Below are 15,149 nucleotides of genomic sequence, written 5' to 3'. Positions count from 1 at the left end.
TCTGCCGGCATGGGAATGCAAAATAAAACAGGCTTGATACTGACGGGAGGAGGCGCCCGTGCCGCCTACCAGGTGGGCGTGCTGCAGGCGATTTCAGCGATTCTGTGGGAAGCGGGCTGGGCGCCGGCGCGCAACCCGTTCGACATCATCTGCGGCACCTCGGCCGGCGCCATCAACGCCACGGCGCTGGCCTGCCGCGCGGATAACTTCGGCGAAGGCGTGCAAAAGCTGCTCGACGTGTGGCAGCACATCGAAGTCGAGCAAGTGTATCGGGCCGATTCACTGGGCGTGATCCGCTCGGGCGCGCGCTGGCTGTCGTTGCTGTCGTTCGGCTGGCTGCTGCGCCAGTGGCATGCGTCGCCGCCCAGTTCCCTGCTCGACAATACCCCGCTGGTCAGCCTGCTGCACCGCATGCTCGACTTGCCGCGCCTGGACGCGGCCCTGGCCGACGGCTTGCTGCATGCGCTGGCCGTGACGGCGTCGTCGTATTCGGGCAGCCGCCACATGACGTTTTACCAGACGGCCGAGGATATCGCGCCGTGGGTGCGCACGCAGCGCCTGGCCCTGCCGGACCAGATCGGCGTGGAGCACTTGCTCGCCTCGGCCGCCATCCCCTTCATCTTTCCTGCCGTGCCCCTGTATGTGGGCGGCCAGCGCGAGTACTGCGGCGATGGCTCCATGCGCCAGCTGGCGCCGATCTCGCCGGCGATCCACCTGGGCGCGAACAAGGTGCTGGTGGTGGGCGCGGGGCGCATGACGGAACCGGCGCCCGCCGCGTCCGAGGCGGCGCGCTACCCGAGCCTGGCGCAGATCGCCGGCCATGCGCTGTCGTCGATCTTCCTCGATGGCCTGGCCGTCGACATCGAGCGCCTGAACCGCATCAACCTGACCCTGTCGATGCTGCCGCCCGAATTGCTGGGCAAGACGGCCTTGCGGCCGGTGGAATTGCTGGTCATCGCGCCGTCCGAACGGCTCGACGCCATCGCCAGCCGGCATATCGGCAGTCTGCCGCGTCCCATCCGCACCATGTTGTCGGGCATCGGCGCGGCAGAAGCGCGCGGCGCGGCGCTGGCATCGTATTTATTGTTCGAATCGACGTATACTAACGAGCTGATCCGTCTTGGACAGCGCGATACGCAAGCCCGCAAGGATGATGTCCTGGCGTTCTTTGGTTCCTGAGACGGCCCTTGGAGCGGCGTGCGGGTTTTTCGCGTTTTTTTTGACAGGACGATTGTGCTGGTATTTCGACGTGTTTACGATGTTGCCTTACTATTAATTCTGCTGCTGGGCGGCCCGGCCGCGGCGGCGCCTGCGCCCACCCTGCGTTTCGACCAGCTCAGCGTCGACCAGGGCCTGGCGCAGGAATCGGTGCTGGCCATCGCCCAGGACCGGCAGGGCTATATGTGGTTCGGCAGCCAGTCTGGCTTGAGCCGCTACGATGGCTACCGCATGGTCGTCTACAAGAATATCGAAGGCGACAAGACCAGCCTGGCCGACAACTGGGTGGGCGAACTGCATGTCGATAGCCAGGGCCAGCTGTGGGTGGGCACCGACAATGGCCTGGACCGCTTCGATGCCGCCAGCCAGACCTTCATCCATTACGTCCCGGCCGAAAAGAGCAAGCGCGGTAACGGCAACCGGCATATCCACGCCATTCTCGAAGATGGCGCGCGCGGCTTCTGGATCGCCACCTCGGACGGCTTGCAGCATTTCGATCCCGCCACGGGCGTCTTCCGTACCTGGCACCATGAAGAGGGAAACCCGCACAGCCTGGGCGACAATGAAATCAAGGCGCTGGCGCTGGACGCGCAGCAGCGCCTGTGGATCGGCACGGTAACGGGCCTGGACATGCTGGCGCCGGGCAGCGAGCGCTTCGAGCATTTTTCCGTCGACACGGAGCCCGGCTCGAAGTACAACGTGATCCAGTCGCTGCTGATCGACCGCCAGCAGAACCTGTGGATCGGCACCATGGCCGGCGCCGAGCGCTGGCGCCTGGGCGCCGCCGGCCAGCCGCCGCAGGCAAGAGTGCGCTTCGGTGAGAAAAATGGCTTTTCCGCCATCCGCGTCGCCAGCCTGTACCAGGATGTCGACGCCACTGTCTGGCTGGGCAGCAATGCCGATGGCCTGTTCCGCTGGCTGCCCGAGAGCGACACCTTCCTGCAGTACCGGCATCAGACGGGCGACAAATTCAGCGTCGCCGATAACCAGCTGTCGTCGCTGTACCGCGACCGCGCCGGCACCTTCTGGGTCGGCTCCTGGTACAACGGCGTGAGCCGGGTCGACCTGGGCAGCGGCGGCTTTTCGCGCATGGCGCGCGCGCCCGGCGATGTAGGCGCGCTGGCGGACAAGAAAGTGCGCGCCGTGGCCGACGCGGGCAATGGCAAGCTGTGGCTGGCCACCAAGGGCGGCCTGAAACTGTATGACACGCGCGACGGCAGCTCGCGCCTGTTCGACCTGCGCAGTTCTCCCGGCATGTCGCGCGACGAACAGGTCACCACCCTGTACAAGGCGCCGGACGGCACCCTGTGGGTGGGCGGCTCGACGGGCTTGCACCGCTTCGATCCCGCACTGGGGCGCTTCTTCACCATGCGCTTTGCCGCCGGCGACCCGAACAGCGACACCATCCGCAATATCGTGAGCGACCGCAGCGGCATGCTGTGGGTCTCGACGCGGGGCGGCGTGCACCGCTTCGACCCCGTCACCAAGCGCTTCACCACCTACCGCCACGACCCGGCCAACCCGAACAGCCTGTCCGACAACATGGTGCGGCCCGTGCTGGAAGACGGCAAGGGGCGCCTGTGGATCGGTTCCTTCCACGGTCTGGACTTGCTGGACCGCGCCAGCGGCCACTTCCGCCATTTCCGCCACGATCCGCAAAATCCGCATAGCCTGAGCCACGATGAAGTGCATTTCCTGCACGAAGACAAGCGCGGCGTGCTGTGGGTGGGCACGGCCAATGGCTTGAACCGCATGGACGTCGATGCCAAGGGCGAGATCCGTTTCCGGCGCTTCCTGCGCAAGGATGGCATGGCCGACGACGCCGTCGCCAGCATTCTCGGCGACGACAACGAGCAGCTGTGGCTCAGTACGAATAGCGGCATCACGCGGCTTGACATGCGCAGCGGCCTGTTTCGCAACTACGATAGCGCCGATGGCACGGTGGAAGGCTCGTACTTCGATGGCGCGGCCTTGCGCGCCTCGGACGGGACCATGTATTTCGGCGGCTTCAACGGCATGACGGCGTTCGTGCCGCAGGATATCCACGACAACCGCGTGCCGCCGCTGGTGGCCATCACGGAACTGCAGATATTCAACAAGCCGGTGGCCATCGGCCGCGGCGAGTTCGCGCACGTGCTCAAGGCGGCCATCGACCACACGCGCAACCTCGTGCTGACCAGCCGCGAAAGCGTCTTTTCGCTGGAATTCGCGGCCCTGCATTTCGCCGCGCCCCAGCGCAACATGTTCGCCTACCGGCTCGAAGGCTTCGACCAGGACTGGGTCATGACGGATGCGGGGCGGCGCTTTGCCACCTATACCAACCTCGATGCCGGCAACTACGTGTTTCGCGTCAAGGCGGCCAACAAGGACGGTGTCTGGAACGAGAGCGGCGCCACCCTGGCCATCACGATCCTGCCGCCGTTCTGGAAAACCTGGTGGTTCCGCACCCTGATGGCGGTGCTGCTGCTGGGCGCCATCTATGGCGCCTACCGCCAGCGCGTGCGCGCGCTGCGGCATCAACAGAATGAACTGGAAAAGCAGGTCAGCGAACGCACGGCCGAGTTGCAGAGCAAGGAAATCGAAGTGCTGGCCCAGTCGGAAAAGCTGGCGCAAGTGAACAGCAGCCTGACGAAAAACGAGGAAAGCCTGCGCCAGGCCAAGCGCAAGGCCGAGGATGCGACGCGCCAGAAGTCGGAATTTTTGGCCAACATGAGCCACGAGATGCGCACGCCGCTGGCCGGCGTGATCGGCATGCTGGGCTTTGCCCTGCGCGACGAGCAGCTGCACGACGCCACGCGCGAGCAGATCCTGCGCGGCCAGGCCAACGCCCAGTCGCTGCTGGTGATCATCAATGACTTGCTCGATTTTTCCAAGATCGAGGCGGGCAAGCTGAGCATCGAAAACATCGACTTCGCGCTCGGCGCGGCGATCGAGACGGTCGTCAGCCTGTTCGAGGAGCAGGCGGCCGCGCGCAGCATCGGTTTCTCCATCGACTTCGCGCCCGACCTGCCGCCCTTCGTGGTGGGCGACCCGACCCGCTTGCGCCAGGTGCTGGTCAACCTGGTCGGCAATGCCTTCAAGTTCACCCAGCGCGGCGGCGTCAGCGTGTGCGTCGAGCGCGCCGGCGTGGCCAGCGGCAGCGGCGGACGCAAGGTCAACCTGATCCGCTTCACCGTCAGCGACAGCGGCATCGGCATCGATGCGGAAGCCATGGCGCGGCTGTTCCAGAAGTTCGAGCAGGCCGACGCCAGCACCACGCGGCGCTACGGCGGCACGGGACTGGGCCTGGCGATCTGCCGCCAGCTGGTCGAACTGATGGATGGCGAGATCGAGGTGGCCAGCACGCCGGGGCAGGGCAGCACGTTTGCCTTCACCTTGCCGCTGGCCGATGGCGTGGCGCCGCCGCTGGTGCCGCAGGTGGCGCTGGCGCCGCACAGCCACCAGCTGCGCGTGCTGTGCGCGGAAGACTTCCCCACCAACCAGATCATCATCCGCGTCATGCTCGAAGAGCTGGGGCACCGGGTCGACGTGGTCGCCAACGGCGTGCTGGCGGTGGCGGCCTGCGTGCATACGCGCTATGACCTGATCCTGATGGACGGGCGCATGCCGGAGATGGATGGGGCGACGGCGACGCGCCTGATCCGCGTGGGCGGCTGGCCGGACCAGCCCGTGCGCGACCAGGAACTGATGATCGTGGCCCTGACGGCGAATGCCAGCGAAGAAGACCGCAGCCGCTATCTCGGCGTCGGCATGGATGATTTCCTCAGCAAGCCCGTGGACGAGGCGGCGCTGCATGGCTTGCTGGCGCGCGCCATCGAGCGTCAGCTGCAGCGCGGCTTCATGTTGCCGCGCATGCCGTCGAACGTGCCGCGCGGCGCGGCGCGGGGGCAGGCCGAACTCGATGCGCTGTTCGGCATCGCGCCGGCGATTCCCGTTCCGGCGCCGTCCCAGTCCATCCGCAGCGGCGAACTGCAACGGCGCATCCGCGTCGCCTTTGTCGCCGACCTGGAGGGACGCCTGCGTGAACTCGATGCCGCCCTGGCGGCGCAGGACAAGGAAAGCGCCGGGCGCCTGCTGCACGGTTTGAAGGGCAGCGCCGCCTATCTCGATGAAACGCAGCTGCACATGCTGTGCACGGAAATGGAAGAGGCGGCGGACGGCGGGCGCTGGACGCAAGTGGCCGTGCATTTGCCGCAATTGCGCGCACTGTTGGCGCAAATAGCCGTTTCGGGCAAGGAAATGTAAAATAGGCAATGCCGGCCATCGAGCGCGCGGCGAAACTGGGTAGAATACGGCCAGGCACCTTGACGCTGCCGCCAATGGAGAAAGCAATGAAAGTACTGGTGGTTGACGATGATGTCGTGTCGCGCATGGTATTGATGCATTTGATCGACAGTTGCGGCGTGCACGATATCGTGGAAGCCGAAGATGGCGCGGCCGCGTGGGAGCAGCTCGAAGGCGGCTTGCGTCCGTCGCTGTGCTTCTGCGATTTGCGCATGCCGCGCCTGTCCGGCATGGAGCTGCTGCAGAAAATCCGCTCCGACAGCGCGCTCGATGCCATGCCGCTCGTGCTGGTATCGTCGGCCAATGACCATGACACGGTGCGTGACGCCGTGCAGGCAGGTGCTGCCGGCTATATCGTCAAGCCTTTCCAGCCGGAGCAGGTGCGCCAGCATATCGACGCCTGCTTCGACGTCTCGGCCTTGCCGGCCGAGGCGCCGCGCGATACGCTGCAGCGGCTGGGCATCGACAGCGAACGCCTGCTGGCGTATCTGACGGGCTTCCAGGGGCAGATAGTCGCCGCCGGCGAACAGGTCGATGCCTTGCTGGCACGCGGCGAACCGGCCCAGGCGCGCCAGCAGCTCGAACGGCTGCACCTCGGTTGCCGCACCCTCGGCTTGCATGGCGCGGAAGCGGGCATGATGGCGCTGCTGCAGGCCTCGGTGCTCGATGGCGACCAGATACAAGCGGCCCTGGCCGCGCTGGCGCGCAGCGTGGCGCAGCAGGCGCGTTTGCTGCGGCAGCAGGACGGCGTCGACTGAAATTGCTGTTTTCCGCTTGCTGGAAAAATACTTTAGGTTTAAAGTATCTGCTTCCGGGCCTTGTGCACGCGCCCGCTATCAGCCAGGATGAGCATGAGCAGCGACCCTTCGCCTACCACCGCATCTCCCCAGGACGACTTTGCCCACACGCACTTGCCGCCGCGCGAACTCTGGCCGCAGCTGTGCCTGGACTTGTCCGAGCTGCAGTATCCGCCGCGTCTCAATTGCGTCGCCGCGCTGCTCGATGTGGCCGTGGCCAGCGGCGGTGGCGAGCGCACCGCCATCCTTGCCGACGGCCAGCGCTGGACCTATGCGCAGCTGGCGCGGCAGGTCGACCGCATCGCCCACGTGCTGCGCAGCGACCTGCATCTGATCCCCGGCAACCGCGTGCTGCTGCGCGGCGCGAATACGCCCATGATGGCCGCCTGCCTGCTGGCCGTGCTGAAAGCCGGCTGCATCGCCGTGCCCACCATGCCGCTGCTGCGCGCGCGCGAACTGTCCGCCATCCTGGCCAAGGCGGAAGTAAACGCCGTGCTGTGCGCGCAGGGCTTGCGCGCGGAACTTGACGCACTGGCGTCCCTGCCGCCCATGCTGTGCTTTGGCGCCGACGACACGGAACTGGAGCAGCGCATGGCGGCCCACGATGCGCCATTTGCCGCATGCGACACGGCGGCCGACGACGTCTGCCTGATCAGCTTTACCTCGGGCACGACGGGCGTCCCCAAAGGCACCATGCACATGCACCGCGACCTGCTGGCCATCTGCGACTGCTTTCCCCGCTCCATGCTGCAGGTGCGCGCCGACGATATCTTCATCGGCACGCCGCCGCTGGCGTTCACCTTTGGCCTCGGCGGCTTGCTGCTGTTCCCCCTGCGCTTTGGCGCGGCCACCGTGCTGCTGGAAAAACTCACGCCCGACGGCCTGCTGCGCGCCATCGGCGCTTATCAAGCCACGATCTGCTTCACGGCGCCCACCTTTTACCGCCAGATGGCGCCCCTGGCGGCCAGCCACGATGTGCGCAGCCTGCGATTGTCCGTGTCGGCCGGCGAGGCGCTGCCGCTGGCCACGCGCGACGCCTGGCAGGCGGCGACGGGCCTGGCCATGACGGACGGCATCGGCGCCACCGAGATGCTGCATATCTTCATTTCCGCCACGGGCGAGGGCATCCGCCGCGGCGCCATCGGCAAGGCGATTCCCGGCTACCAGGCGTGCATCGTCGACGACGCCGGCGTGCCGCAGCCGCCCGGCGTGACGGGCCGCCTGGCCGTGAAAGGCCCCACCGGTTGCCGCTACCTGTCCGACCCGCGCCAGCGCGAGTATGTGCAGAATGGCTGGAACCTGACGGGCGACACCTTCGAGATGGATGCCGACGGCTATTTCTATTACCGCTCGCGTAGCGACGACATGATCGTCTCGGCCGGCTACAACATCGCCGGTCCGGAAGTGGAAGAGGCGCTGCTGCGCCATCCGGCCGTGGCCGAATGCGGCGTGGTCGGGCGCGCCGATGCCGAGCGTGGCCAGATCGTCGAGGCGCATGTGGTGCTGAAGGATGGCTGCCAGGCCAGCGGCCTGCTGGCAGCCGAACTGCAGGACTTCGTGCGCCAGCAGATCGCCCCGTATAAATATCCGCGCGCCATCCGTTTCCTGCCTTCCCTGCCGCGCACGGAAACGGGCAAGCTGCAGCGCTTCAAACTTCGCACGGACACTCCATGAATATTGTCTGCATCGGCGGCGGTCCCGCCGGCCTGTATTTCAGCCTGCTCATGAAAAAGCAGAACCCGGATCACCGCATCACCGTCATCGAGCGCAACCGCCCGTACGACACGTTTGGCTGGGGCGTGGTGTTTTCCGACCAGACGCTGGGCAACCTGGCCAATGCGGACGAGCCGACTGCGCGCGCCATCCTGCAGGCGTTCAACCACTGGGACGATATCGAGATCCACTTCAAGGGCGAGACCGTGCGTTCCGGCGGCCATGGCTTTTGCGGCATCGGCCGCAAGCGCCTGCTCAATATCCTGCAGGCGCGCTGCGAGGAACTCGGCGTGCAGCTGGTATTCGAGACGGAGGTGCAGGACGACCAGGCCATCGCGCGCCAGTACGGCGCCGACCTGGTGATCGCCAGCGACGGCTTGAACAGCCGCATCCGCACGCGCTATGCGGCCAGCTACCAGCCGGAAATCGAGCAGCGCCATTGCCGCTTCGTCTGGCTGGGCACGCGCAAGAAATTCGAAGCGTTCACGTTTGCCTTCCGCCAGACGCCGCACGGCTGGTTTCAGGCGCATATCTACCAGTATGACGGCGAGACCTCGACCTTCATCGTCGAAACGCCCGAACACGTGTGGCGCGCGGCGGGCCTGGATGCCATGAGCCAGGAACAGGGCATCGCCTTTTGCGAAGCCCTGTTCGCCGAGGAACTCGACGGCCATGGCCTGCTGAGCAATTCGCCGCACTTGCGCGGTTCGGCCCAGTGGATCACCTTTCCCCGCATCGTCTGCCGGCAATGGGTGCATGTACAGGACGGCGTGCCCGTCGTGCTGATGGGCGACGCGGCCCACACGGCCCATTATTCCATAGGCTCGGGCACCAAGCTGGCGCTGGAAGACGCCATCGAGCTGGCGCGCTGCTTCGACCGGCATGCCGAGACGGCTGCGGCGCTGGCCGCCTACCAGCAGCTGCGCGCCATCGAGGTGCTGAAAATCCAGAGCGCGGCGCGCAATTCCATGGAGTGGTTTGAAAACGTCGAGCGCTACAGCGCCATGGAAGCGCCGCAGTTCGCCTATTCCATGCTCACGCGCAGCCAGCGCATTTCGCATGAAAACCTGCGCCTGCGCGACCCTGCCTACGTGGCCGGCTATGAACAATGGCTGGCGCGGCGCGCGGGCGAGCAGGCTGGCGTGGAGATGCGGGACGAGGCTTTGCCGCCCATGCTCACGCCCTTCCGACTGCGCGGCGTGCTGCTGAAAAACCGCATCGCTGTCTCGCCGATGGCGCAGTACAGCGCCGTCGATGGCGTGGCGGGCGACTACCATCTGATGCACCTGGGCGCGCGCGCCATGGGCGGCGCGGGGCTCGTGTTTGCCGAGATGACGTGCGTGTCGGCCGATGCGCGCATCACGCCCGCTTGTCCCGGCATGTACAGCGAAGCGCATACGCAAGCCTGGCGCCGCATCGTCGATTTCGTGCATGCGAACAGCGATGCGAAGATCGCCCTGCAGCTGGGCCACGCGGGGCCGAAAGGCTCGACGCGGCCCATGTGGGATGGCATCGATCTGCCCTTGAAAGAGGATAACTGGACGCTGCTGGCGGCATCGGAACAGCAATATCTGGCGGGCGTGTCGCAGGTGGCGCGGGCGGCCACGGAAAGCGACCTGGCGCGCATCGAGCAGGATTTCGTGCGCGCCACCCTGGCTGCGGCCGTCGCCGGTTTCGACTGGCTGGAACTGCATTGCGCGCATGGCTATTTGCTGTCGAGTTTTATCTCGCCGCTGACCAACCGCCGCGTGGACGAATATGGCGGCAGCCTGGAAAACCGCTGCCGCTATCCGCTGCGCGTGTTCCGCGCCATGCGCGCCGCCTGGCCGCAGGATAAACCCATGAGCGTGCGCATCTCGGCCCACGACTGGGTCGACGGCGGCATCACGCCCGACGATGCGGTACTGATCGCGCGCCTGTTCAAGCAGGCAGGCGCCGACCTGATCGACTGTTCCTCGGGCCAGGTCAGCAAGCTCGAACAGCCCGTGTACGGGCGCATGTTCCAGGCGCCGTTTGCCGACCGCGTGCGCAACGAGGCGGGCATCGCCAGCATGGCCGTCGGCTCGATCTTCGAAGCGGACCACGCCAACAGCATCATCGCCGCAGGGCGCGCCGACCTGTGCGCCGTGGGCCGGCCGCACCTGGCCAACCCCGCCTGGACCCTGACGGAAATGGCGCGCATCGGCTACAGCGGCGCTGGCGCCGGCGCGGCTTGGCCGAAACAGTACCGCCCGGGCCAGCAGCAGCTGGAACGCAATCTGCAGCGCGAGCGCCAGCTGGCCGCCGCCAGCATGGGCCTCACCCCGCAACAGGTGGCCGCGCGGCTGCTGGAAGGATGACATGAAGACGCAAGCGATAATCGACAAGCATGCGCTGGTGACGGGCGCCGGCAGCGGCATCGGTCTGGCTTGCGCGGCCGCCTTGCTGGACGCGGGCGCCAGGGTGACCCTGGCCGGGCGCGATGGCGCGCGGCTGGCGCGCGCGCGCATGCAGCTGGAAGAGGAGGGCCATGCGGGCAGGGTCGCCATCTGCGTGCTCGACGTGGCCGTGGAAGCGTCCGTGCAGGCGGGCTTCGCGCAGGCTGCCGCGCATTTCGGCCGCATCGATATCTTGATCAATAACGCGGGCCAGGCGCATGCGGCGCCTTTCGGCAAGACGGACGCGGCCATCTGGCAGCAGATGCTGGCCGTGAACCTGACGGGCGTGTTCCACTGCTGCCAGGCGGCCATGCCGGCCATGCTGGAAGCGGGCTGGGGGCGCATCGTCAACGTGGCGTCAACGGCGGGCTTGAAAGGCTATCGCTATGTCAGCGCCTATGTCGCCGCCAAGCATGGCGTGATCGGCCTGACGCGCGCGCTGGCGCTGGAAGTGGCGCCGCGCGGCGTCACCGTCAATGCCGTCTGCCCCGGCTACACGGAAACGGACATGGTGGCGCAGGCCGTGCAAAACATCGTGCGCAAGACGGGGCGCGGCGAAGACGCTGCGCGCGCGGAACTGGCGGCCGGCAATCCGCAGCAGCGGCTGGTGCAGCCACGGGAAGTGGCCGATGCGGTAGCGTGGCTCTGCCTGCCCGCGTCGGCCGCCATGAATGGACAATCGATCGCCGTCGCCGGCGGCGAAGTCATGTAACTGAATGAAGACCATGGATAAAGAAACCGAGAACGTACCGGAAGAACCTGTACTGGACCTGGCGAGCCGGCTGACGCAGGACCACCACCAGTCGCTCAAGCTGTGGCTGCGCATGCTCTCGTGCACGGTCAAGATTGAAAACGAGGTGCGCACGCGCTTGCGCGCCACCTTCGGCATCACCTTGCCCCGTTTCGACTTGATGGCGCAGCTCGAACGCTTTCCCGATGGCTTGCGCATGGGCGAACTGTCCAAGCGCATGATGGTCACGGGCGGCAATATCACGGGCATCACTGACCAGCTGGAGCAGGAAAAACTGGTGGCGCGCGTGGTCGATCCGAAGGACCGCCGCTCGTACAGCGTCAAGCTGACGCCGGCCGGCCGGCGCGCGTTCGACGAGATGGCGCGCGTGCACGAAGGCTGGATCGCGGAACTGCTGCACGGCGTGACGCCGGACGACAAAAACCAATTGATCGACCTGCTGTCGCACATGAAGCAGCAGTTGAATAACACTACCCTCAAGGATTGACCATGCGCCATCTACCCGGCCAGCCGCAAGACCTGCCAGGCAACCGCGCCAGCCTGGCTGGCTACGCCGCGCGGCATTTCCTGTTTTCCGTCGACGTAGGCGTCGCCACCTTGACCCTCCACCGGCCCGAGCGCAAGAATCCGCTCACTTTTGACTCGTATGCGGAACTGCGCGAGCTGTTTCGCGCGCTGGCGCATGCGGACGACGTCAAGGCCGTGGTGATTACGGGCAGCGGCGACAATTTCTGCTCCGGCGGCGACGTGCACGACATCATCGGCCCCCTGACGCAGCTCGACATGCCCGGCCTGCTGGCGTTTACCCGCATGACGGGCGACGTGGTGAAAGCCATGCGCGCCTGCCCGCAGCCCATCATCGCCGCCATCGACGGCATTTGCGCGGGCGCCGGCGCCATGCTGGCGCTGGCTTCCGATATCCGCATCGGCACGGCGCGCAGCAAGACGGCTTTCCTGTTTACCCGCGTGGGCCTGGCCGGCTGTGACATGGGCGCCTGCGCCTTGCTGCCGCGCGTGATCGGCCAGGGCCGCGCCGCCGAGCTGCTGTATACGGGGCGCTCCTTGCCAGGGACGGAGGCCGAACGCTGGGGCTGGCTCAACCGCCTGGTCGAGCCGGAAGAACTGGCGCAGGCGGCGCAGCTGTTCGCCGCCGGCCTGGCCAGCGGTCCCACGTTCGCGCACGGCATGACGAAAAAAATGCTGCAGCAGGAGTGGAACATGGGTGTCGATGAAGCCATCGAAGCGGAAGCGCAGGCGCAAGCCATTTGCATGGCCACCAACGATTTCCACCGCGCCTATCACGCCTTCGTGGCGAAAGAAACACCGCAATTCGAGGGCGATTAAGATGCAACATACACGCGATACGACTTACCTGGACTGGCCGTTTTTCGAAGCGCGGCATGCCGAGCTTGAGTCTGAGCTCGATACCTGGGCGACGCAGCACCTGGACGACGCGCACGGCGCCGACGTCGATGCGGCCTGTCGCGCGCTGGTGGCACAGCTGGGGCAGGGCGGCTGGCTGGCGCATGCCACGGGTATCGATGGCAAGATCGATACGCGCGCCATTTGCCTGATGCGCGAAACCTTGGCGCGCCACAACGGCCTGGCCGATTTCGCCTTTGCCATGCAGGGACTCGGTTCGGGCGCCATCGGCCTGTTCGGCAGCGCGCAAAACAAGGCGCGCTATTTGCCGGACGTGGCCAGCGGCAAGCGCATCGCCGCCTTTGCCCTGTCCGAGCCGCAGGCCGGCTCCGACGTGGCGGCCATGGCGTGCGCGGCGCGCCGCGATGGCGACGAGTATGTGCTCGACGGCGAAAAGACGTGGATATCGAACGGCGGCATCGCCGACTTTTACGTGGTGTTCGCCCGCACGGGCGAGGCGCCGGGCGCGCGCGGCATCAGCGCCTTCATCGTCGATGCCGACAATCCCGGGCTGGAAATCGCCGAGCGCATCGCCGTCATTGCGCCGCATCCGCTGGCGCGCCTGCGCTTTGCCAATTGCCGCGTGCCCGTGTCGCAGCGCCTGGGAGAGGCGGGGCAGGGCTTCAAGGTGGCGATGGCGACACTCGACGTGTTCCGCACCTCGGTCGCCGCCGCGGCGTTGGGCTTTGCGCGGCGCGCGTTCGACGAAGCGCTGCGCCACGCGACAAAGCGCCAGATGTTTGGCCAGACCCTGGCGGACTTTCAGCTGACGCAGGCAAAATTGGCGCAGATGGCCACCGGCATTGACGCGGCCGCGCTGCTCACCTACCGCGCCGCCTGGCAGCGCGACCAGGGCCGCAAGGTGACGAAGGAGGCGGCCATGGCGAAGCTGACGGCCACGGAAACGGCGCAGCAGGTGATCGACGCGGCCGTGCAACTGTTTGGCGGCATGGGCGTGGTCAGCGGGCATCCGGTCGAGCGCCTGTACCGCGAAATCCGCGCCTTGCGCATCTACGAGGGCGCCAGCGAAGTACAGCAACTGATCATCGCGCGCGAACTGCTGCGCGAGGCAGCGGACACATGAAGCGCATGAACAACGAGGAAAACAATATGCAAGTGTTACAACCACCGGGATGGGCCAGGCCGCGCGGCTATGCGAATGGCATTGCCGCCAGCGGGCGCACGGTGTACGTCAGCGGCATGATAGGCTGGGACGCGCAGGGCCAGTTCCACACGGACGATTTTGCGGCACAGGTGCGCCAGGCCTTGCAGAATATCGTCGCCGTGCTGGCCGAGGCGGGCGCCTTGCCCGAGCACATCGTGCGCATGAACTGGTATGTACTGGACAAGAAGGAATATGTGGCGGCATATCCACAAATCGGCCTTGCCTACCGCGAGCTGATCGGCAAGCATTTTCCGGCCATGACGGCGGTGCAGGTGGCGGGACTGATCGAAGACAGGGCGAAGGTCGAGATCGAAGTGACGGCGGTGCTGCCTGACTGAATTTCTGCTATGAAATATTGCGTATCGGCATCTAAATAATAAATATAAAAACATTATCTATCGTGTTATATTTGGCAACCGGAACATAGACCGGTTTTAAATACTGACAGTCGAGGTAGAGGATGCGCAATAATTTCAGAACGGCAAGAAGTGTGGTGCTAGCCGTGGCCAGTATGGGTTTTTGCCTGGGCGCGCAGGCGGGGCCCGGTACGTCGCTATTGTCCCCCGGCTATCAGGCGCAACTGGAAACCTGGCTCGGTGAAGGCAATCTGGCGCTGACGAACATTTACAGCAAGGCAGCGGGCGACACTTCGCTGGACTTTCACAAGGCATCCGATGGCAAGGGACGCACCTTTTCCGTCATGGAGGCCACGAATTCATCGGGCAAGACGTGGCTGGTGGGCGGCTACAATCCACAGAGCTGGAGCTCCACCGATGGCATGCATGTCACCATGGATGACAGCCAACGCACGGCCTTCCTGTTCAATCTGACTGCCGGCTTCAGGCTGCAGCAACTGCCGCAGTATTTCAACGGTGACGGTATCGGCAAGGACCAGACCTACAATCAGTCCAATTATGGCCCGACATTTGGCTATGGGCATGATTTGTATGTGCCGCAAGACCTCACGCATGGCGGCAGTTCTTTCTTGTATACCTATAACTACCCTGGGCAGTCATTGACAGGCCTCAGTTTGCTCGATGGCTCCACGTGGCATGGCAACGATGTGACCTTCGGCGCCATCCAGGTATTTGCCATCAGTGCCGTACCGGAGCCGGCCACCTATGGACTGCTTCTGGCCGGATTGCTTGTGTTGCTGGTGCGCCAGCGCGGCAGGGCTATGGCACGCGTTGCCTGAAGTGGCACCGCCCGCTTGCCAGGCTGTTAATGGCAGGCGCTTGCCTGTATAATGCCGCTGCGCGTGTCGCCATCGTACAATGGATAGTACAAGGTCCTCCTAAGACTTAAATGCAGGTTCGATTCCTGCTGGCGACACCACATTCCACGCAACGCGCGCCGGTGGCCTGAGTTTATGCTGGCCGCAA

The 15,149-nt window shown here is 65.5% G+C and carries 11 protein-coding genes and 1 tRNA gene; all 12 read left to right on the top strand.

All coding sequences use genetic code 11. The annotated features are described in order from the left end of the window. Window positions 1-9: 9 nt before the first annotated feature. The 12 genes from BLT98_RS21505 (at window position 10) to BLT98_RS21450 (ending at window position 15,102) form a co-directional block, all read left to right on the top strand. The gene (locus tag BLT98_RS21505) at window positions 10-1,179 is read left to right on the top strand and encodes a patatin-like phospholipase family protein (RefSeq protein ID WP_034751717.1); all 1,170 of its coding nucleotides are present in this window, start codon (window positions 10-12) and stop codon (window positions 1,177-1,179) included. A gap of 54 nt (window positions 1,180-1,233) precedes the next feature. Then, window positions 1,234-5,463 carry a hybrid sensor histidine kinase/response regulator gene (locus tag BLT98_RS21500; RefSeq protein ID WP_244517629.1) on the top strand — a complete coding sequence of 1,410 codons (4,230 nt, stop codon included), beginning with the start codon at window positions 1,234-1,236 and terminating at the stop codon, window positions 5,461-5,463. Window positions 5,464-5,549: 86 nt separating this feature from the next. Beyond that, window positions 5,550-6,260 (top strand): response regulator, encoded by a 711-nt coding sequence (locus tag BLT98_RS21495; RefSeq protein ID WP_034782102.1) that lies wholly within the window; start codon window positions 5,550-5,552, stop codon window positions 6,258-6,260. A gap of 93 nt (window positions 6,261-6,353) precedes the next feature. Beyond that, window positions 6,354-7,973, top strand: a complete 1,620-nt coding sequence (locus BLT98_RS21490) for an AMP-binding protein (protein WP_092612007.1) — start codon at window positions 6,354-6,356, stop codon at window positions 7,971-7,973. Then, window positions 7,970-10,351 (top strand): bifunctional salicylyl-CoA 5-hydroxylase/oxidoreductase, encoded by a 2,382-nt coding sequence (locus tag BLT98_RS21485; protein WP_092611311.1) that lies wholly within the window; start codon window positions 7,970-7,972, stop codon window positions 10,349-10,351. The genes BLT98_RS21490 and BLT98_RS21485 overlap by 4 nt, the downstream gene beginning before the upstream one ends. A 1-nt stretch (window position 10,352) precedes the next feature. Continuing rightward, the gene (locus BLT98_RS21480; RefSeq protein WP_092611308.1) at window positions 10,353-11,141 is read left to right on the top strand and encodes an SDR family NAD(P)-dependent oxidoreductase; all 789 of its coding nucleotides are present in this window, start codon (window positions 10,353-10,355) and stop codon (window positions 11,139-11,141) included. Between the two features lie 13 nt (window positions 11,142-11,154). Continuing rightward, a complete protein-coding gene (locus tag BLT98_RS21475) occupies window positions 11,155-11,667 on the top strand; it encodes a MarR family winged helix-turn-helix transcriptional regulator (RefSeq protein ID WP_092611305.1) in 513 nt (170 codons plus the stop codon). A gap of 2 nt (window positions 11,668-11,669) precedes the next feature. After that, entirely contained in the window at window positions 11,670-12,524 is an 855-nt protein-coding gene (locus tag BLT98_RS21470; protein WP_092611302.1) for an enoyl-CoA hydratase family protein, read from the top strand. Window position 12,525: 1 nt separating this feature from the next. Further along, window positions 12,526-13,686 (top strand): acyl-CoA dehydrogenase family protein, encoded by a 1,161-nt coding sequence (locus tag BLT98_RS21465; protein ID WP_092611299.1) that lies wholly within the window; start codon window positions 12,526-12,528, stop codon window positions 13,684-13,686. A 26-nt stretch (window positions 13,687-13,712) separates the two neighbouring features. Continuing rightward, window positions 13,713-14,105: a RidA family protein gene (locus BLT98_RS21460; RefSeq protein WP_070253587.1), complete on the top strand. Its 393-nt coding sequence runs from the start codon at window positions 13,713-13,715 to the stop codon at window positions 14,103-14,105. Window positions 14,106-14,227: 122 nt separating this feature from the next. Continuing rightward, complete coding sequence (locus BLT98_RS21455) at window positions 14,228-14,962, top strand: PEP_CTERM-anchored TLD domain-containing protein (protein WP_211615062.1); 735 nt, start codon at window positions 14,228-14,230, stop codon at window positions 14,960-14,962. 65 nt (window positions 14,963-15,027) lie between these two features. Continuing rightward, window positions 15,028-15,102, top strand: a tRNA-Arg gene (locus BLT98_RS21450). Window positions 15,103-15,149 lie beyond the last annotated feature (47 nt).

The sequence above is a fragment of the Janthinobacterium sp. YR213 genome, assembly GCF_900099875.1.
Lineage (GTDB): Bacteria > Pseudomonadota > Gammaproteobacteria > Burkholderiales > Burkholderiaceae_D > Janthinobacterium > Janthinobacterium lividum.
The sequence above is the reverse complement of the archived record's forward strand: the minus strand, read 5'-3'. Positions and strand labels throughout refer to the sequence as shown.

Coding starts and splice junctions, on each gene's coding strand:
- BLT98_RS21505 (WP_034751717.1), top strand. CDS start 10: ATGGGAATGCAAAATAAAACAGGCTTGATACTGACGGGAGGAGGCGCC.
- BLT98_RS21495 (WP_034782102.1), top strand. CDS start 5,550: ATGAAAGTACTGGTGGTTGACGATGATGTCGTGTCGCGCATGGTATTG.
- BLT98_RS21490 (WP_092612007.1), top strand. CDS start 6,354: ATGAGCAGCGACCCTTCGCCTACCACCGCATCTCCCCAGGACGACTTT.
- BLT98_RS21485 (WP_092611311.1), top strand. CDS start 7,970: ATGAATATTGTCTGCATCGGCGGCGGTCCCGCCGGCCTGTATTTCAGC.
- BLT98_RS21480 (WP_092611308.1), top strand. CDS start 10,353: ATGAAGACGCAAGCGATAATCGACAAGCATGCGCTGGTGACGGGCGCC.
- BLT98_RS21475 (WP_092611305.1), top strand. CDS start 11,155: ATGGATAAAGAAACCGAGAACGTACCGGAAGAACCTGTACTGGACCTG.
- BLT98_RS21470 (WP_092611302.1), top strand. CDS start 11,670: ATGCGCCATCTACCCGGCCAGCCGCAAGACCTGCCAGGCAACCGCGCC.
- BLT98_RS21465 (WP_092611299.1), top strand. CDS start 12,526: ATGCAACATACACGCGATACGACTTACCTGGACTGGCCGTTTTTCGAA.
- BLT98_RS21460 (WP_070253587.1), top strand. CDS start 13,713: ATGCAAGTGTTACAACCACCGGGATGGGCCAGGCCGCGCGGCTATGCG.
- BLT98_RS21455 (WP_211615062.1), top strand. CDS start 14,228: ATGCGCAATAATTTCAGAACGGCAAGAAGTGTGGTGCTAGCCGTGGCC.